The following is a 20,932-nucleotide window of genomic DNA, read 5'->3' as shown; positions in this document are numbered from 1 at the left end:
GGGTCGCCGGCGGAAGCTCGGCCACGCCAGGCGAACCTATGCAGCCACGGTGGCCCCGTCAGCCCCCTACCGGGGAATCAGGACCCCCTTAACTGCCGTGTGGGGCACAGGGGTGCGGGGCTGGGGGGCGGTGGGGGAAGCGGCGGGGGCGGGGGAAGTGGGGGTTACTCGGCCGGGATGGCCGACTGCAGGGCGGGGCCGAGGTCGGAGCGCTGCTTGACCGACAGCTTGCGGTAGATGCGGGTCATGTGCTGCTCCACGGTGCTGACCGTGACGTACAGCTTCTCGGCTATCTGGCGGTTCGTGTGGCCTTGGCCCGCGAGGACCGCCACGCGTTTCTCGGCGGCGCTCAGGACGGTGACGGTGGAGGTCTCCGGCGCGGCGGCGGGGCTGACGCCGGGGCGTTCGGCGCCGCCCGTCATGGGGATCAGCATGGCCTTGAGCGGTCCCGCACCGCACTGGTTGGCCAGTTTGAGGGCGCGCGCCGCGGTGACCTCCGCGTGGTCGTGCTCACCGAGCGCCTTGTAGGCGTGCGACAGGCCGACGAGCGCCTGGGCCAGGCCAAGCCGGTTGCCGACGTGCTGGGACCGCTTGGCGGCTTCCTTGAGCGGGGTCACGGCGGCCCGCGCGTCCTTGGTCGCCGCCCAGGCCCGCAGGGTCAGCCCCCAGGCCTCGTGCTGATCGGGCCCCAGGAGGCTCTGCTGTTCCTTCAGAAGGGCGACGGCCTGCTCCGTCTCCCCCAGGCAGAGGTGGGCGTGGGCGGCGCTGGAGCGCCAGGAGAAGACCGCCGGGCTGTCGAAGCGCCAGCGGGCGAGGGTCTCACCGACCGTGTTGAAGTCCCGTAACGCCGCCTTGAACTGACTGGCCGCCAGGTAGTAGTGGCCGCGTGCGTTGAGGTAGGCGACGCCGAAGAGGGTCTGGGACGCGGCGGGCGGCATCTTCATCGTCAGATACGTGGCGGCCTTCTCGTAGTGGCCCATGGCGGTGGCGGTCTGGATGAGCAGGGAGAACGGCAGTCCGATGACCACGCCCCAGCTCTCGGGGGCCACCAGGGCGAGGGCGGCCTGGGTGACCTGAGCGGATTCGGCGAGCTCACCCCTGCGCAGATGCACGGCCGCCTTGAGGGTCATGAACAGCGCGCGCCACATCGGGGTGTGCTCGACGGTGGTGGCGCCGAGCAGGGAGTCGCACCACGAGGCGGCCACGTCGAGGCGGTCGCCGAACACCATCGTCATGAGCGCCGAGGTGACCGGCAGGAGCGTCTTGTCGTCGAGGTGCGTGGTGAGCAGGATCTGCTCGGCCTTCTGCACCGCCGCTTCCAGGTGACCCTCGCGCAGCACGGCTTCGAGCATGGCCACCGTCTGGTGCTGCGGGGCCCACAGCGCGGAGGCGACCGGGGAGGACGGGTGCGGCGGCTGGGCGGGGCTCCCCATCACCTCGTCGGCGAGACCGGGGAAGAAGTACGGCAGCCACAGTGCCGCCGAGTCGAGTTCGGGCAGCCCGTCGGGGTGCCCGGTGGCCGCTTCGCCGTTGCGGCGTATGTCGCGCAGGGTGTCGAGGGCTTGGTCCAACTGGCCGTCCCACAGCAGGTAGTGGAAGGTGCGTACGGCGTCGTCGCCGGTGAGCACGCCCGCGGAGACGGCTTCGACGAGCTCCGGCAGATAGCGCTCGACGGCACCCGCGGGGTTGCTGCGCCACTCGGCGCTGATCAGCATGGAGGCGAGCCCTGCGCGCTCGACGGGGTCGCCGCAGGCACGGTGGGCACAGCGCAGATAGCGGACGGCGGCGCTCGACCGGCCTTCCGCCAGGGCTTGTTCGGCTGCGATGCGCAAGGTGGCCGCACACCAGGGCTGCTGTTCGCCGGAGGCCAGGATGTGCCTGGCGACGACGGAGGCGGCTTCGCCGGCCTCGTGCAGCAGGTGGGCGGCCTGTGTATGAAGTTTCTTGCGTTCACCGCCGCTCATGCTGCTGAGCACGGCGGAGCGCGCGGCCCCGTGGCGGAAGCGGCAGCCTTCCACGAGGCCGGTGGAGCGCAGGACGTCGATGGCCTGGGCGAGCAGGGAGAGGTCCTGGCCGAGGAACCTGCCGAGCAGAGGAAGGGACGCCTGCTGACCCAGGATGGCGATGCCCTGGGCCGTCTCCTGGACCAGGCGCGAGTCACTGCGGTGCAGCAGGTCGAGTACGGCACGTCGGTGGGCGCTGCCCGCTGCGGGCAGCCCGGATATCAGGTCCGGCTTGGACTGGAAGTCGTCGATGAGCGCCCTGACGAGGAGCGGGTTGCCGCCGCTCATCCGGTGGATGGGGCCCGCGAGGTGCCCTGCCGTGCTCGGCAGGAGCTCCCCAGCGATGGCGGCCGCGACCCCCGCTTCGCTCAGGAGCTCGACCGGTACGCGGGAGCAGCCGGGCGAACGCAGCAGCTCGGACCTGACGTCACGGGGGATCGGGGCGAGGAATTCGGCTTCGCTGAGGACGAGCAGGACCCGGGCCGAGTGGAGCCGGCGGGCCAGGTGGAGCAGGCACTGCAAGGAGGCGTCGTCCGCGAACTGGGCGTCGTCCACGAGGATCACGACGGGCCGGCTGCGGGCCAGGTCCCTGAGCGCCTCGCACACGACGCGCGAGAGCGACATGGTGCTACATCGTCCGCCGGGTGCGGCCCGGTCAGGCAGGAGGCCGTCGGACGTCTCCTTCATCCAGCTGACAATGGCTTCCTCAATGCACGGCGCGCAGGTTTCACAGGCCTGGAAGATCTGTTCAAGTACGCCCAGGAACATGGACTGTTCGGCACGTGAGGCATTGGCGCTCAGGACGGCGGCGCCCCGGCTCTCCGCGTACTCCGCGAAGGTGTGCAACAACGTTGTCTTTCCACTGCTCAACGGACCGCTCACCAGGGCGACCGAAAACTGTCCCGCCATACTCCGCTTCAGTAAGTGATGAAGTTCCATGAACGGAGCATCACGCTCGGTGAGCTCCAGCATCAATCCAGCTTGTCCCATGGCTCCCCCGTTCCTACGGCTTGGACACTTCTTGGCAGACATGACCGGCCGATGTGACAGTGGATGGAGACCAGCACCGTGACCTGAAGTCTGCCGTGTTGATCAAAAACACTTCACCGCGAGTGACAATGACCGAAGCCAGTCGTCGGTGTCGCCACTCAACCGAGAGCACAGTAGCATTTGGTTGACCAGTCACGGAACCCGCAATTTCGCTACCACGGGCCTGGTGACAGATACCCCGAACTGCGCCTAATTACTGGCATCGACAACACCACTGATCGCCGGTGAAGCGGAATTCAACTTTCCTTTTCCGCCCCCTCCGCCCCACCCCCTACTCCGCGCCGACCCCTACTGGGGCGCGGACACATTAGGGGTGACCTACGGGTATGGAGGGACGCCGCCCACCACGGACACTCGCCGTACATCCCTGTCCTCCCTCACCCCTTCCGGAGTGGACTTATGACCGACGCGAGCGCGGGTTTCACCGGCGCGGTACCGGCGCCTGAGCAGATGCACGAGCTCGACTTCATGCTGGGCACAATGTCATGCGTTCTCAATACCGGAACAAAGATCACCGGAGAGATCAAGCCAGTCCTGAGCGGCCACTATTACGAGTTCGAATTGACGGCGAACCGGACGAACGGCGAGCAGCTCAGCGGCAGATGGCTGCTCGGATGGAACTCCACCGACGCGGTGTTCACCAGCTACTACTATGACGACACGGGAATGCAGGGATTCTCCACCGCACCCGGCTGGCAAGACGGTGAGCTGCCCTTCCAGGGACGATACACACTCGCGGATTCACACGTCGAAGTACGCACCGTATTTCGACGGGTCGACGAGGACAACTTTGTCATACATGAATCCATGCTCAAGAATGGCGAATGGGTTCTGCTGGACACCCAGGAGTGCCACCGCACGCGTTGAGGCCTTCCGCTCCGACCGCACAATGGGCTGTGCCCGACCCTGGAGGTCGGGCACAGCCCATTGTGCGGCGGGCCGCGGTCGCCGGACCGCGGCCGGCCGCCTCACGACGTGCCGAACTCCCGGTCGATGAGGTCGAAGAGCTCGTCGTCGGTGGCGAGTTCGTCGGCGGAGGGCCCCTCGGCGGACCCTGCGCCGACGAGGGCCGCCCCCTCTCCCCGCACCGCGCGGGCCAGGGCCTCCAGGCTCCCCGCGATCAGCCGGCGGTCGTCGCCCTCGCCGAGTTCGGCGACCGCGCGTTCCAGCTCCCCGATCCGGGCGAGGACGGTGGGGGCGGCGGACGCGCCGCCGAGTTCGGCGTCGATGTGCAGAGCCAGGGCGTGCGCGGTCGGGTGGTCGTAGATCGCCGATGTGGGCAGGTGGAGCCCCGCGGCGCTGTTCAGGCGGTTGCGCAGCTGGACGCCGGCCAGTGAGTCGAAGCCCAGGTCGCGGAAGGGGCGCCGCGGGTCGATGGCGTCGGCGCCCGGGTGCTGGAGCACGGCCGCCGCCTGGGCGCGTACGAAGTCCAGGAGCGCCGTGGCCCGTTCGGCGGGCGGCAGCGCGGCGAGCCGGTCCTTCAGGGTGCCGGCGTCCGTGCCGTCGCCGTCGGGCCGGGCCGTGGGGTGGGCCGCGCTCACCTCCGGCAGCTCGGCCAGGAGGGGGCGGCGCGGTTGTGCCGTGCCGGAGTAGCGGCGCCAGTCGATGTCGGCGACCATGGCGAGCGGTTCGTCCTGATCCAGGGCCCGGCGCAGCCCCGCGAGGGCGATGCCGGGCTCCATCAGGCGGATTCCGCCCTGCCGCAGCCAGTTGGTGGGGACGCCCGCGGCCATGCCTTTCCCGGCCCACGCGCCCCAGGCTATCGACATGGCGGGCAGCCCTTCGGCGCGGCGTGCTGCGGCGAGGGCGTCGAGGTGGGCGTTGGCGGCGACGTAGTTGCCCATGCCGAAGCTGGGCATCAGGTTCGCGCAGGACGAGAAGAGCACGAAGGCCGTGAGGTCCCGGTCCCTGGTGAGGTCGTGGAGGTGGTCGGCGGAGGTGGCCTTCGCCCGTACGACGGTCTCCAGCTGCTCGGTGGTGAGGGCGGGCAGGAAGCTGTCGTCCACGACGCCGGCCGTGTGGAAGACCGCGGTGAGCGGCCGCTCCGCTGGGAGGGAGTCAAGGAGGGCCCCGAGCGCGTCACGGTCGGCGGCATCGCAGGCGGCGATGGTCACTTCGGCGCCGAGTGCGGTGAGTTCGGCCGTCAGCTCGTCGGCGCCGGGGGCTTTGGGGCCGCTGCGGCTGATGAGCAGCAGGTGACCGGCGCCGGCACCGGCAAGCCAACGCGCGACGTGGGCGCCGAGCGCTCCGGTGCCGCCGGTGACCAGGACGGTGCCGGAGCCGCTGGGCCGCCAGGCCGGGGCCGCGGGCGTCTCTTCGGCGAGCGCGGGCCGTACGAGGCGTCGGGCGAGGATCCCCCGGGGGCGGACGGCCAGTTGGTCCTCGCCCTCGATGCCGGCGAGAACACGGCACAGGCGTTCCCGCGCGGTGGAGCTCACCTCCGGCGGCAGATCAGCCTCGCCTCCCCAGCGCCGCGGGTCCTCCACGGCCAGCGACTGGCCGAGGCCGAAGACCTGCGCCTGGACGGGACGTGGCGGCGCGTCGTGCGCTCCGGTCGTGACGGCGCCGCAGGTGAGCAGCCACAGCCGGGCGTCGGTACCGATGTCGTCCAGGGCCTGGATCAGCGCGAGGGTGCCCGCGAGGCCCGCTGTCAGCGCCGGGTACCGGGGGTGCGGGGTCTCGTCCAGGCCGAGGAGGGAGACGATGCCGACGGGCCGGGTGGCGCCGCCGTCGAGCGCCTCGCGGATGAGTGCGGCGAGCTCGTCACGATCCGCGCCCCCCGCGCTCCCCGTGGGGACGACGACGGCCTTCGGGTCTCCGCCTCCGTCGGCGAGGGCCTGGCGGCAGCCTTCGGTCCACGGGTGGTCGAGGCTCGCCTCGGAGACGATGACGAGCCAGGTGCCGGAGACGTCGGCGGGGGCTCCGTCGCCGCCACGCTTCCGCGGCACGCTCGTCCAGCGGATCCGGTACTGGGAGGCGTCGACGGTGACGTCCTCGCGACGGCCACGCCACCAGGAGGACAGGGCGGGAAGGACGGGGGTGAGGGTGTCGGTGTCGAGGTCCAGGGTCTTGGCCAGGACGTCGGCGTTGCCCTGCTCCACGTCCGCCCAGAACTCCGCGTCGGCGAGGCTCACTTCGTCGGTCACGGCACCGGTACCGGTCCCGGAGCCGGCCGTCGCGGTACGCGTGTCGAGCCAGTACTGCTGGTGCTGGAAGGGGTAGGTGGGCAGGTCGACCGGCCGGGGGCTCATGGGCCACCGCACGGGGGTGCCATGGGTCCATGCCTGCGCCAGGCCGGTCAGGAACGTGCGGGGTTCGGGCTTGTCCGCCCGCAACAACGGCACGACCGCGGTCTCTCGGTCACCGGCGCCCCATTCCGCCACGCATTCGGCGGCCGGTCCGGACAGGACAGCGCTGGGACCGACTTCCAGCAGAACGTTCGCCCCACCCTCGACCAGCCAGCGCACCCCATCGGCGAAACGCACCGCCTCTCGGACATGCCGCACCCAGTACCCGGGGGAAGTGATCTCCTCGGCGGTGACCGGGCGCCCGGTCACATTGCTCACCAACGGGATACGCGGCGCCGACAACTCCACACCCGCCACCACCCGACCGAACTCCTCCAAGACCGGCTCGACGAGAGCTGAATGGAAGGCGTTCGATATGTCGAGGCGACGCACCCGCCGGCCCTGCCCCAGCCACCACTCCCTCGCCCGCTCCAACGCGTCCTCGGCACCGGACAGCACCACCGACCGCGGCCCGTTCACCGCGGCCACCTCGCCACTGGCACCGGCACCGTCACCGGCAGCCAGCCAGTCCCGTACTTCCACCTCGCTCGCCTCGACCGCCATCATCCCGCCGCGCGCGGGCAGCCCATCCATCAACCGCCCACGCTCGGCGACCAGGCGGCACGCGTCCTCCAGCGACATCACACCCGCCACATGAGCCGCCGCGAACTCGCCCACGGAATGACCCATCACAGAGTCCGGGCGCACCCCGAACGACTCCACCAACCGGAACAGCGCCACCTCAAAGGCGAACAACCCCACCTGGGTGAACACCGTCCGGCCCAGACCCTCGACGTCACCGAACACGACGTCCCGCAGCCGCACCCCCTCCACACCCAGGTATGCGTCCAGGTGTCCGCACGCCTCATCGAAGGCTGACGCGAAGACAGGGAAGGCTTCGTACAACTCCCGGCCCATGCCCGGCCGTTGTGCGCCCTGTCCGGAAAAGAGCATGGCCGTACGTGCCTCGCCCTGTGCCACTCCGTCCACGACCGCGCCGCTCGGGTCACCGCCGGCCAACGCGGCGAGGCCCGTCGCCAGCTCTTGGCCGTCACCGGCCACCACCACCGCCCGATGCGCCAGGACCCCGCGCCGCGCGAGGCCCTTGCCCGCTTCCCGCGGGCTCAGCCCCTGTTCCGCCACCGCGTCGCGGACGCGGGCCGCCAGTCCACGGAGGGCCCCCGGTTCGGCTGCCGACATCGGGACCGCCACCAGCGCGGACCCGTGCGGCTCCGACCCATCCGGCTCGTCCAGCTCGTCCGGTCCCCGCGGCGCCTCCTCGACGATCACATGCGCGTTCGTGCCGCTGACCCCGAACGACGACACACCCGCCCGGCGCGCCCGCTCCCCCGTCGGCCACGGCTTGGCATCGCGCAGCAGTTCCACGCCGCCTTCGGACCAGTCCACGTACGGCGTGGGCTCGTCCACGTGCAGGGTCGGCGGCAGCGTCTCGTGCCGCAGCGCGAGCACCATCTTCATCACACCCGCCACGCCCGAGGCGGCGGCGGTGTGCCCCAGGTTGGTCTTCACCGAGCCCAGCCACACCGGCCGGTCCTCCGCACGGCCCTGCCCGTACGTCGCCAGCAGCCCCTGCGCCTCGATCGGGTCCCCCAGCCGGGTCCCCGTACCGTGCGCCTCCACCGCGTCCACATCAATCGGCGAAAGACCCGCGTCGGCCAGCGCGGCGCGGATCACGCGCTGTTGAGACGGGCCGTTCGGTGAGGTCAGTGAACTGCTCGCGCCGTCCTGGTTCACGGCCGAGCCGCGTACGACAGCCAGGACACGGTGGCCGTTGCGGCGGGCGTCGGAGAGGCGCTCAAGCACCAACAACCCCGCGCCCTCGCCCCAGTTGGTGCCGTCGGCCGCCGCCGCGAACGCCTTCACCCGGCCGTCCGCCGCCAGAGCACGCTGCCGGGAGAACTCCACGAAGGCAACCGGTTGCGCCATCACCGCGACTCCGCCCGCCAGTGCGAGGGAGCACTCGCCCCGGCGCAGGGAGTGGCAGGCCGTGTGGAGGGCGACCAGCGAGGACGAGCAGGCCGTGTCGAGGCTGACGGCGGGACCTTCGAGGCCGTACGTGTAGGCGACGCGGCCCGTGATGACGCTGGGCAGGTTGCCGGTGAGGGCGTACCCCTCCGCCTCCTCGGGGACGGAGGCAAGCCCCTGGAGATACTCGGAGGGCGAGGCGCCGACGAAGACGCCGGTGTCGCTGCCCCGCAGCCCGAGCGGATCAAGACCGGCCCGCTCGAACGCCTCCCACGCCACCTCCAGCAACAACCGCTGCTGGGGGTCCATCGCCAGTGCCTCACGCGGTGAGATCCCGAACAGACCGGCATCAAAACCCGCCGCGTCCTTCAGGAAGCCACCCACACGGACATACGACGTCCCCACCCGCTCCGGGTCGGGATCGTAGAGCCCCTCCACATCCCAGCCCCGGTCCTCCGGGAACTCCTCCATCGCGTCGCTGCCCCCGGCCATCAACTCCCAGAGCGCTTCCGGGGATTCGACCCCTCCGGGATAACGGCAGGCCATTCCCACGATCGCCACCGGCTCACGAGAGGCCTCGGTGAGGCGGCGATTCTGGCGGCGGAGCCGTTCGGTCTCCTTGAGCGACGTACGCAGCGCTGCGACGAGTTCCTCGGTCGTTGCGGCCATCAGTGGCTCTCCTCATCGGCCGTAGCCATCTTGATCAGTTCGTCGACGTCGACCTCGTCGATCACGCCGTCGGTCGCCTCTTCGTCCTCGTACGAGCCTGCGGAGGATGTTGTGGCCGCGGCGGCGTCGGTCTTCTGGTCCGCCAGGCGCAGCAGTGCGTCGAGCAGCCCGGCGTTCCGCAGCCGGTCCAGGGGGATGGCCGTGAGCGCGCGGCGGATGTCCTCGTCGCGTTCCGGTGCGGTGCCGCCCGGAGCCGGGGGCTGCGGGCCGTCGTCCCCGGTGAGCTCGGTGTGGATGCGCCGGGCCAGCGCGTTGGGCGTGGGGTGGTCGAAGACGAGGGTGGCGGGCAGGCGCAGGCCGGTGGCCGCGTTCAGGCGGTTGCGCAGTTCCACCGCGGTGAGCGAGTCCAGGCCCAGGTCCATCAGGCCGCCTTCGGGGTCGATGCTCTGGGGTGAGGGGTGGGAGAGGACGGTGCCCAGGTGCGTACGGACCACGTCCAGGAGGAAGTGGTGCCGTTCCGACTCCGGGGTGGCGGTCAGCCGGCGCAGCAGGGAGTCGGAGCTTCCGGTGCCGGTGCCCGCGCTGCGCCGTGAGGAGGCGCGGACCAGGCCGCGCCAGATCGGCGGCAGGACACCGGAGTCGGCGAGTCCGCGCAGCCGTCCCATGTCCACGGGGGACGCGAGGAGGGCGGCCTGGTCGACGCGGCCGCCCGCGTCGAAGATGGCCATGCCCTGGTCGCCCGAGATCGGCAGGGCGCCGGTACGGGCGATGCGGGCCAGGTCGGCTTCGTCCAGGTGCCCGCTCATGCCCGTGGCCTGGGCCCAGATGCCCCAGGCCAGGGAGAGCGCCGGGAGTCCCTGAGCGCGGCGGTGGGCGGCGAGCGCGTCCAGGAACACGTTGGATGCCGCGTAGTTGGCCTGACCGGGGGCGCCCATGGTGCCGGAGGCCGACGAGTACAGGACGAAGGCGGTGAGGTCGAGGTGCCGGGTCGCCTCGTGGAGGTTGACCGCCGCGTCCACCTTGGGACGCAGCACCCGCTCGAACTGCTCCTGCGTCAACGACCCGATCAAACCGTCGTCCAGCACACCAGCCGCATGCACGACACCCCGGAGGGGGAACTCCTGCGGGATCGCGGCGATCAGCTCATCCAGCGCCGCACGGTCAGCCACATCACACGCGGCTACCGTTATGTGCGCGCCGAGGCCCGTCAGCTCCTCCGCCAGTTCCTTGGCGCCCTCGGCCCGGTCACCACGGCGGCCGGCCAGGATCACGTGCCGTACGCCGTGCTCCACCACCAGCCGCCGAGCCACCAACCCGCCCAGCACACCCGTACCACCCGTGACCAGCACACTCCCGTCCCGGTCCCAGCCACCCGGCATCCGCAACACCAACTTGCCCACATGCCGGGCCTGACTCATGAACCGCAACGCCTCAGGAGCCCGCCGCACATCCCACACCCGCACCGGCAGAGGACTCAGCACGCCCGCCTCGAACAGCCCCACGATCTCCGCCAGCATTTGGCCGATGCGCTCGGGGCCCGCCTTGATCAGGTCGCAGACGCGGTAGGCGACTCCAGGGTGTGCGGTGGCGACGGCTTTGGGGTCGCGGAGATCGGTCTTGCCCATTTCGACGAAGCGGCCGCCGCGAGGCAGCAGCCGCAGGGACGCGTCCACGAACTCACCCGCGAGCGAATCCAGGACCACATCGACCCCACGGCCGTCGGTCACCCCGAGGAACTTCTCCTCGAACTCCAGCGTCCGACTCGAAGCGATCTCACTCTCCGCGAAGCCCAACTCCCGCAGCACGTCCCACTTCTTGGGGCTCGCGGTCACCAGAGCCTTGGCTCCCCAGTGGCGTGCCAGTTGTACGGCGGCCATGCCGACACCGCCGGTCGCCGCGTGCACGAGGACCGTCTCGCCCTCGCGCAGACCCGCCAGATCCGCGAGGCCGTAGTACGCGGTGAGGAAGACGGTCGGCACGGTGGCGGCCTGTTCGAAGGTCCAGTCGTCGGGGATCGGGACGACGTAGTGGCGGTCGACCACCACGACGGGGCCGAAACCGTTGGGCATGACGCCCATGACGCGGTCACCGACAGCGAGGCCCGTGACTCCCGGGCCCGTCTCCAGGACGACGCCGGCGCCTTCCGAGCCGAGGCCCTTCTGGTCGGGGACCATGCCGAGGCCCACGACGACGTCACGGAAGTTCATGCCCGCGGCGCGCACGGCGATCCGTACGGTTCCGGGCTCCAGCGGTGCCTCGGCGTCCGGGGCGGGCAGCAGCGCGAGGTCGTCGAACGTGCCGGTGGCTCCGGTGGTCTCCAGGCGCCAGGCGGCTCCCGGCGGCGGCACGAGGGCCCCGTCCGCGCCGACGCGCGCGAGTCGCGGGACGAGCACCCTCTCCTCACGCAGGGCGAGTTGGGCCTCGGATGTGGCGATGGCGGCGGGCAGGGCGGGGCCCCACGCGGCGTCGTCGCCGTCGATGTCCAGGAGCGTGAACCGGCCGGGGTGTTCGGCCTGCGCGGAGCGGATCAGACCCCAGACGGGGGCCGCCGCCAGATCGGGCACGTCGCTGTCGGCGCCGACGGCGACCGCGCCCCGGGTGACCACGACCAGACGGCAGCTCTCGAGGCGATCGTCGTCGAGCCAGGCACGCACCGCCATCAGGAGCTGATCGAGAACGCCACGCACGTCGGCCGCGAGGCCGTCACCGGTCGGGGCAGCCGCGAGGCCGTCACCGGTGCCGGAGGCTCCACCGGTGACCGTGAGCACGGCCGTGTCCGGCAGCGGCTCCCCCGCGTCGATCGCCGCCAGGAGGGCGGCGACCGAGTCGTGGTGGCGGGTGGCCACGGTGCCCGGGATGGCGGCGGCGATCCCCAGTGGGTCGGGGCCGATGAGCGCCCAGGTCCCGGAAGCCGGGCCCTCGGGAGCCTCCGCCGGGGCCCAGTCGAGTTCGAACAGCGAGGCGTTGGCACCGTCGCCGGAGCCGCGCAGATGCCCGGCCGAGACGGGACGGGCCACCATCGAGGCGGCGGAGAGCACGGGCTCACCGGCGGCGTCGACGGCGTGCAGGCTCACGGAGCCCTCGGCGGCCTTGGTGATCCGTACACGCAGTGCGGCGGCGCCGGACGCGTGCAGGGAGACCCCGCTCCAGGCGAAGGGCAGCCAGGTGCCCTCCCTCGGCAGCAGACCGCCGAGGCCCAGGGTGTGCAGGGCCGCGTCCAGGAGCGCCGGGTGCACTCCGAAGCGGGCGGCTCCGTCCCGCACCACCTCGGGCAGCGTGACCTCGGCGAAGAGGGTGTCGTCGGCGCGCCAGGCGGCGGTCAGCCCCTGGAAGGCGTCACCGTATCCGTGCCCCCGGTCCGCCAGTTCCGCGTACATGCCTTCCGCCTGGAGCGGCTCGGCGCCCACCGGGGGCCACGCCCCAAGGCTTTCGAAGGCCGCGGCGTCGGCGGGGCGGTTGGCGGCGAGGAGGCCACTGGCGTGCCGCGTCCAGACGCCGCCGTCCTCGGGCCGGGAGTGCACGGCGGCCTCCCTGCGGCCCCTCTCGTCGGCGGCGCCGACGGCGACCTGAAGGCGGACGCCGCCGCGCTCGGGCAGGACGAGCGGGGCTTCGAGGGTGAGTTCCTCGATGTGGCCGCAGCCGACCTCGTCACCGGCGCGGATGGCGAGCTCGACGTACGCGGTACCGGGCAGCAGCACCACGCCGGCCGCCGCGTGGTCGGCGAGCCACGGATGGGTGCTCAGCGACAGCCGGCCCGTGAGCAACACCCGGTCGTCGTCGGCCTGTTCGACGGTCGCGCCGACCAGGGGGTGGCCGGGTGACGTCAGACCCGCCGCGGAGACGTCGCCGTCCTGAGGGTCGGGGTCCACCCAGTAGCGGTCGTGCCGGAAGGCGTACGTGGGCAGCTCGGCCCGCGGGGTGTCGGCGGGGTGCAGGGCGCTCCAGTCGACGGGCACGCCCTGCGCCCAGGCCTGGGCCAGCGCGGTGCAGAAGCGCCGCAGGCCCCCCTCGTTGCGGCGCAGGGTGCCCAGGGCCACGGCCGACGCGCCCTCGGCGTCGACAGTCTGCTCGATGCCGGGGAGGACCACGGGGTGGGTGCTGATCTCGATGAACACCTCGTGTCCCGCGGCCAGCAGGGTCCGTACGCCGCCTTGGAAGTCGACCGCCTCGCGCACATTGCGGTACCAGTACGCGGCGTTCAGTTCGCGGGTGTCGAGGAGCTCGCCGGAGACGGTGGAGCAGAACGGAATGTGGGCCGTCTCGCCCTGGATGTCGGCCAGTTCGGCGAGCAGCGCCTCCCGGACCTGTTCGACCTGCGGCGAGTGCGAGGCGAAGGTCACCGGCACGACGCGGGCCTGGAGCCCGTCGGCGACACAGGCGGCCACCAGGTCCTCGACGGGTCCGGGCTCGCCTGAGATGACGGTGGACGAGGGGCCGTTGAACCCGGCGACGACGACCGCGTCGTCCTCGGCACATCCCAACCGCGCTATTCGCTCCCGCACTTGATCTGCCGGGAGGCCCACGGAGGCCATGGCTCCCTTACCTGTGAGCACCTCGGCGAGCAGTCGGCTGCGCAGCACGATGACGCGTGCGGCGTCTTCGAGGGACAACGCCCCCGACACACAGGCCGCGGCGACCTCCCCCTGGGAGTGCCCGATCACCGCGGCGGGACGCACACCACACGCCTGCCACAACCGGGCCAACGACACCTGCACCGCGAACATCACCGGCTGCAACACATCAATGCGCTCCAGCCACCCCTCCTCCTCACGACCAAGAACCTCCACCACCGACCAACCGGTCAGCGGCTCGATCACCTCGGCACACGCGGCCACCGACTCCGCGAACACCGGCGAACTCTCCAACAACTCCCGCGCCATACCCCGCCACTGCGACCCCTGACCGGGAAAGACGAACACAGGGCTGACCTCGCCGCGTGCGACGCCGTCCACGACGTTCTCCGCGGAGGTGTCGCCGTCGGCCAGGGCGCTCAGACCGGTGGCCAGTTCGTCCTGGCCGGCCGCGATGACCACGGCGCGGTGCGAGTGGGCGGTGCGGTGCGCGAGGGCGGCGCCGACGGATTCCACCGAGGGCGTCGTGCCGGACTCGGTGAGGAACGCGCCCAGACGGGCGGCCTGGCCGCGCAGCCCGGCCGTGCCCCGGCCGGAGACCGGGGCGGCGGTGAAGCCGAGAGGGGCCTCGACGGGTGGCACGGTCTGCTCGGCGGGGGCCGGTTCCCCGGTGGTGGTCCGCTCGGGGGCGGCGGGCGCCTCCCCCAGGATCAGGTGCGCGTTGGTGCCGCTCATGCCGAAGGAGGAGACGGCCGCGCTTCGCGGGCGGTCACCGGCCGGCCAGGCACGGGCCTCGGTGAGCAGGCTGACCGCGCCGGACTCCCAGTCGACGTGCGGGGTCGGGTCGTCCGCGTACAGGGACGGCGGCAGTGTCTCGTTGCGCAGCGCCATCACCATCTTGATGACCCCGGCGACACCCGCGGCGGCTGCGGCGTGCCCCATGTTCGACTTCACGGAGCCGAGCCACAGCGGGTCGTCGTCCGTGCGGGCCTGCCCGTAGGTGGCGAGCAGGGCCTGCGCCTCGATGGGGTCGCCGAGCTTGGTCCCGGTGCCGTGCGCCTCGACGGCGTCGACGTCGGCGGCCGTCAGGCCCGCGTCGGCGAGCGCCTGTCCGATGACCCGCTGCTGGGAGGGGCCGTTGGGTGCTGTCAGGCCGTTGCTCGCGCCGTCCTGGTTGACGGCCGACCCCCGGATCACCGCGAGCACCGTATGACCCTGGCTGCGCGCCCGCGAGAGGCGCTCGACCAGCAGCATCCCGACGCCCTCCGCCCAGCTCGTGCCGTCGGCGGCCGCGCTGAAGGAGCGGGCCCGGCCGTCGGCGGAGAGGGCGCCCTGCCGGGAGAACTCGACGAAGGCGCCGGGCCCGGACAGCACGTTGGTGCCGCCCGCCAACGCGAGGTCGCACTCGCCCTGGCGCACCGCCTGGCACGCCAGGTGCAGGGAGACCAGCGAGGACGAGCACGCCGTGTCCACGGTGACCGCGGGCCCCTCGAGACCCAGGACGTAGGAGATGCGACCGGAGGCGACGCTCAGGGCGTTGCCGGTGATGGTGTAGCCCTCCAGGTCCTGCGGGACCTGGGTCAGGCGGGAGAGGTACTCGGAGCCGCCCGCGCCGACGAACACGCCGGTACGGGTCGCCTGGAGCGCCGCCGGGTCGAGCCCCGCCCGCTCCAGTGCCTCCCAGGAGACTTCGAGCAGGAGGCGCTGCTGCGGGTCCATCGCCAGGGCCTCGCGCGGCGAGATCCCGAAGAACTCCGCGTCGAAGCCCGCCACGTCGTCGAGGAACCCCGCGCCCTTCGTGTAGAAGGTGCCGGGCCGCTCCGGGTCGGGGTCGTACAGGCGGTCGAGGTCCCAGCCGCGGTCCTGCGGCATGGGCGTGACGAGATCGGCGCCCTCGGCGATGCGCTCCCAGAACGCTTCCGGCGAGTCCGAGCCGCCGGGGAACCGGCAGGCCATGCCCACGATGACGACCGGGTCGTCGTCGGGTGCCGCCGCGTCGCGCGCGGGGGCGAGGGCGGCGGTGACCGGCGTGCGCTGCCCGCCGGGGAGCTGTTCGTCCACGTAGCGGGCGAGCGCGGCCGGGCTCGGGTGGTCGAAGACGAGGGTCGCCGGGAGGCGCAGGCCGGTGGACGCGATGACGCGGTTGCGCAGTTCCACGGACATCAGGGAGTCGAAGCCGAGGTCCTTGAAGGCCTGTGCGGGGGCGACGGCCGTGGGGTCGGCGTGGCCGAGCACGGCGCCGACATGGGCGCGGATCAGCTCCAGGAGCGCGCGCTTGCGCTCCTCCCCGGCCAGTGCGGCGATGCGGCTCGCCTGCGTCGTGTCCTCGCCGCTCCCGCCGCGCGGACCCGTGCGGTCCGCGCGCCGCCGTGCGGCGCGGATCAGGCCGCGCCACAGGGGTGACACGGTGCCCTGCCCGGCCTCCTCGCGCAGCCGGGCGAGGTCGATGCGGGCGGCGAGCGGCGCCGGGTGCGCGCAGGCGCGGGCGGCGCCGAGGAGCGCGAGGGCCTGGGGTGTGCTCATGGGGCGCGGGCCGGTGCGGGCCAGGCGGGCCCGGCCGGGGGCGTCGAGACGGGCGGTGATGCCGCCCGCCTGCTCCCACTGTCCCCAGGCCACCGAGGTGGCCGGCAGTCCGCGGGCGCGGCGGTGGGCGGCGAGGGCGTCCAGGTAGGTGTTGGCGGCGGCGAACGCGGCCTGGCCGGGGCCGGCGAGGAGGCCCGCCGACGCGGAGAACAGCACGAAGGCCGACAGGTCGAGACCGGCGGTGAGTTCGTGCAGGTGCCGCGCCCCGTCGGCCTTGGGGCGCAGGACCTCCGCGAGGCGCTCGGGCGTGAGCCCCTCCAGGAGGGCGTCGTCGAGGACTCCCGCGGCGTGGATCACCGCGGTCGGCGGATGTTCCGCGAGGAGACGGGCAAGCGCGTCGCGGTCGGCGACGTCACACGCGGCGACGGTCACTTCGGCACCGAGCGCCGTGAGTTCCGCGTCGAGTGCGGCGGCTCCCGGGGCGTCGGCGCCCTGCCGCGAGACCAGGACGAGCCGTCGTACGCCATGACCGCTCACCAGGTCCCGGGCCACGGCCGCTCCGAGCGCCCCCGTGCCCCCGGTGATCAGGACGGTGCTCTCGGGGTCCGGTGTGAGGGGCGGTGGCGTGGTCTCGGGCTGCTGGGTCCGGGCGAGGCGTGGCACGAGCAAGGTGTCGCCACGCAGGGCGAATTCGGGTTCATCCGTTGCGAGGGCGGCGGCCAGGTGCGCGGACCAGTCGTCGTCTTCGTCTCCACGTGCGGCGTCGGGGTCCGCGTCGAGGAGGATGACGCGGCCGGGGTGTTCGGCCTGGATGCCGCGTACGAGGCCGGGGACCGCGGCCGTGCCGAGGTCCGGCACGTCGCCCGCACCACCGTCGGCCGCGACAGCGACGGCACCGCGCGTGACGACGACCAAGCGCGGCCCGTGCTCCGCCTGCGGGTTCGCTTCCGGCTTCGGTCCCGCCTGCGGTTCCGATTCCGCTTCCGGTCGCTCCTGGGCGAGCCAGGTCCGCAGGGCGTGGAGCACTTCTCGCGCGGGTGTGTGCGGGTCACCGTCGTCGGTGGCGGCGTTGCAGCGCAGGACTACCGCGGGCGGCAAGGGGGCGCCCGAGGCGAGGAGTTGGGGTACGTCCGCGAGATCGACGTGGCCCAGCTCTGCCTCGCGTGCGGGGCCGGGGGCATCTCGTACGGGATCGGGGGCATCGCCGGTCAGCGGTGTCCAGGTCACGTGGAACAGCGCGTCGGCGAGATGGCCGCGGGCCGTGTCGCCGCTGAGCTGCTCGGGGGTGACCTGGCGTGCCACCAGGACGGGCGCGGAGAGCACCGTACGGCCGCTCGGGTCCGTCAGCAGGAGGGACACGGTGTCATCGGCGGTACGGGTGATGCGTACGCGGACGTCGGCCGCCCCGGTCGCCAGCAGGGTCACGCCCTGCCAGACGAACGGCATCCGGGTGCCCTCCCCACCGTCGGCCGGCATGCCGAGGTCGAGCGTGCCCAGGACACGGTCGAGCAGCGCCGGGTGCAGCCCGAAGCGCTCGGCTTCGGCGCGCAGCTCGTCGGGGAGCGCGACTTCCGCGAAGGTCTCGTCGCCGCGCCGCCAAGCGCGGGCGTCCGCTTCGGTGCCGGGGACGGGCTCGGCTCCCGGCGGCGGCCAGGCGGTGAGTTCCTCGGCGGTGTCCACGGGCGCGGCTTCGCCCAGGATGCCGCCCGCGTGCCGCAGCCAGCCGCTGTCACCCACCCGGGAGTGCACGGCGAAGGCCCGGCGGCCTTGCGGGTCGGCGGCCTCGACGACCACCTGGAGCTGGACCTCATCCGCATCGGGCAGCACCAGCGGCGCCTCCAGGGTGAGTTCCTCGACGCATGCGCAGCCCACGGCGTCACCGGCACGCACCGCGAGCTCGACGTACACCGATCCGGACAGCAGGGGCTGCCCCGCGGGCGCGTGGCCGCCGAGCCAGGGCTGGGCGCGCAGGGAGATACGGCCGCCGAGGACCGTACCGCCCCCGTCGGCCAGCTCCACGGTCTCGCCGAGCAGGGGGTGGCCGGGGGACGACGCCGGGGTGTGGTGGAGCCAGAAGGTCTGGTGCTGGAAGGGGTAGGTGGGCAGGTCGTCGACGGGGCCAGAACGGGCGGGCCACCGCACCTGCGTGCCGTGCGTCCAGGCCAGGGCCAGGCCGGTCAGGAACGTACGGGGTTCCGGCTGGTCCGCCCGCAACAACGGCACGACCACGGCCTCGCGCTCACCGACGCCCCACTCGGCCACGCATTCGGTGGCCGGTCCGGAGAGGACCGCGCTGGGGCCGACTTCGAGCAGGACCCGGGCCCCGTCCTCCACCAGCCACCGCACCCCATCGGCGAACCGCACCGCCTCACGGACATGCCGCACCCAGTAGTCAGAGGTCGTGATCTCCTCGGAGGACACCGGGCGCCCGGTCAGATTGCTCACCAGCGGGATACGCGGTGCCGACAGCTTCACACCCGCCGCGACCCGGCCGAACTCCTCCAACATGGGCTCGATCAGGGAGGAATGAAAGGCGTGGGACACGTCGAGTCGACGCACCCGCCGACCCTGCCCGCGCCACCACTCCCCCGCCTGCGTCACCGCGTCCTCGGCGCCGGAGACCACCACCGACCGCGGCCCGTTCACCGCGGCCACCTCAACCCGAGTGCCAACGCCAGAGCCGGCGTCAGCGTCAGTGCCGGCGGTGAGCCACCCCCGTACCTCGGCCTCGCTCGCCTCGACCGCCACCATGGCCCCACCCGCTGGCAGAGCGTCCATCAACCGGCCACGCGCGGAGACCAGTTGGCACGCGTCCTCCAGTGACAGCACACCCGCCACATGAGCCGCGGCGAACTCGCCCACCGAATGGCCCATCACATAGTCCGGGCGCACCCCAAAGGACTCGGCCAGCCGGAACAGCGCCACCTCAAAGGCGAACAACCCCGCCTGCGTGAACACCGTCCGGCCCAGCCCCTCGGCCTCACCGAACACCACATTCCGCAGCCGCACTCCCTCCACGCCCAGATGCGCATCCAGATGCCCGCACGCCTCCTCGAAGGCGGCAGCGAAGACCGGGTACGACGCGCACAACTCACGTCCCATACCCGCGCGTTGTGCCCCCTGGCCGGAGAAGAGCAGTGCCGTACGCGCCCGTGTGGCCGACACGCCCTCCGTGATCGAACCGCTCACAGCGCCCCGCGCGACGGCATCCAGCCCCGACGCCAGTTCCTGGTCGTCGTCGGCCACCACCACCGCCCGGTGCGCCAGTCCTCCACGCCGTGCGAGGCCCGCGGCGACCGTCGGCGCGGACAGCTCCCGCTCGGCCACCGCGTCGCGCACGAGGCCCGCGAGGTCACGCAGCGCTCCCGGTTCGGCGCCCGACAGCGGCACCACCACCGGCACGGTCACGGACCCGGCCTGCTCCGGCTCTTCCTGCGAGCCGGGGGCCGGAGTCTCCGTCGGCGCCTCCTCCAGGATCACGTGCGCGTTCGTGCCGCTGATCCCGAACGACGACACGCCCGCCCGGCGTGTGCGTTCGCCGGTCGGCCAGGCGCGGGCCTCTGTCAGGAGACGGACGTCTCCCGCGGACCAGTCCACTTCCGGCGTCGGCTCGTCCACGTGCAGGGTCGGCGGCAGGGTCTCGTGCCGCAGCGCGAGCACCATCTTCATCACGCCCGCCGCTCCAGAGGCGGCGGCGGTGTGCCCCAGGTTGGTCTTCACCGAGCCCAGCCACAGCGGCCGGTCCTCCGCGCGACCCTGCCCGTACGTGGCCAGCAGCCCCTGGGCCTCGATCGGGTCCCCCAGGCGGGTTCCCGTACCGTGCGCCTCCACCGCGTCCACCTCGGCCGGCGAAAGACCCGCGCTCGCCAGCGCTGCCCGGATCACGCGCTGTTGAGACGGGCCGTTGGGGGCTGCGAGTCCGTTGCTGCGGCCGTCCTGGTTCACGGCGGAGCCGCGTACGACGGCCAGGACACGGTGGCCGTTGCGCCGGGCGTCCGACAGGCGCTCAAGCACCAAGAGGCCAGCACCCTCACCCCAGTTGGTGCCGTCCGCGGCAGCCGCGAACGCCTTCACCCTGCCGTCGGCCGCCAGTCCGCGCTGCCGGGAGAACTCGGTGAAGAGGGTGGGCGTGGCCATGACGCTGACGCCGCCGGCCAGGGCGAGGGAGCACTCGTTCTGGCGCAGGCCCTGGCAGGCCATGTGCAGGGCGACGAGGGCGGAGGAGCACGCGGTGTCGAGGCTGACGGCCGGGCCTTCGAGGCCGTAGGTGTAGGCGACGCGGCCGGAGACCACGCTGGCGACGTTGCCGGTGAGGGCGTATCCCTCCAGGTGCTTCGGGACGTGGCCGAGACTTCCCATGTACTCCGAGTTGGGCGCGCCGACGAAGACGCCGGTGTCGCTGCCCCGCATGCCCAACGGGTCGAGTCCCGCCCGCTCGAACGCCTCCCACGCCACCTCCAGCAACAACCGCTGCTGGGGGTCCATCGCCAGTGCCTCACGCGGCGAGATCCCGAACAGGCCCGCGTCAAAACCCGCCGCGTCCTTCAGGAAGCCACCCACGCGGACGTACGACGTCCCCGCCCGCTCCGGGTCGGGATCGTAGAGGCCGTCCACGTCCCAGCCCCGGTCCCGCGGGAACTCCTCCATCGCGTCCCGGCTGCCGGCCATCAACTCCCAGAGGTCCTCCGGGGATTCGACCCCTCCCGGGTAGCGGCAGGCCATCCCCACGATCGCCACCGGCTCGCGGTGGGCGGTCTCGGCGTCCTGGAGGCGGCGCCGGGTCTGGTGCAGTTCGGCGGTGACGCGCTTCAGGTAGTCGATGAGGTTGCGTTCGTCAGTCATG

4 protein-coding genes are annotated in these 20,932 nt (G+C 72.4%); 1 reads left to right on the top strand and 3 read right to left on the bottom strand.

Annotated features, from left to right (window positions below; all coding sequences use genetic code 11):
* Nucleotides 1-164: 164 nt before the first annotated feature.
* Nucleotides 165-2,975 carry a helix-turn-helix transcriptional regulator gene (locus ACWFRU_RS10910; protein WP_453685890.1) on the bottom strand — a complete coding sequence of 937 codons (2,811 nt, stop codon included), beginning with the start codon at nt 2,973-2,975 and terminating at the stop codon, nt 165-167.
* A gap of 477 nt (nt 2,976-3,452) precedes the next feature.
* On the opposite strand from ACWFRU_RS10910, the gene ACWFRU_RS10905 reads away from it, so the two are divergent.
* The gene (locus ACWFRU_RS10905) at nt 3,453-3,920 is read left to right on the top strand and encodes a DUF1579 family protein (protein WP_453685779.1); all 468 of its coding nucleotides are present in this window, start codon (nt 3,453-3,455) and stop codon (nt 3,918-3,920) included.
* A 101-nt stretch (nt 3,921-4,021) separates the two neighbouring features.
* On the opposite strand, the gene ACWFRU_RS10900 is transcribed toward ACWFRU_RS10905, so the two are convergent.
* Complete coding sequence (locus ACWFRU_RS10900) at nt 4,022-8,962, bottom strand: type I polyketide synthase (RefSeq protein WP_453685889.1); 4,941 nt, start codon at nt 8,960-8,962, stop codon at nt 4,022-4,024.
* Nucleotides 8,963-8,994: 32 nt separating this feature from the next.
* Nucleotides 8,995-20,931 carry an SDR family NAD(P)-dependent oxidoreductase gene (locus ACWFRU_RS10895; RefSeq protein ID WP_453685778.1) on the bottom strand — a complete coding sequence of 3,979 codons (11,937 nt, stop codon included), beginning with the start codon at nt 20,929-20,931 and terminating at the stop codon, nt 8,995-8,997.
* Nucleotide 20,932 lies beyond the last annotated feature (1 nt).

Source organism: Streptomyces sp. NPDC055099 (assembly GCF_053607685.1).
This window is presented reverse-complemented; position numbering and strand designations above follow the sequence as displayed.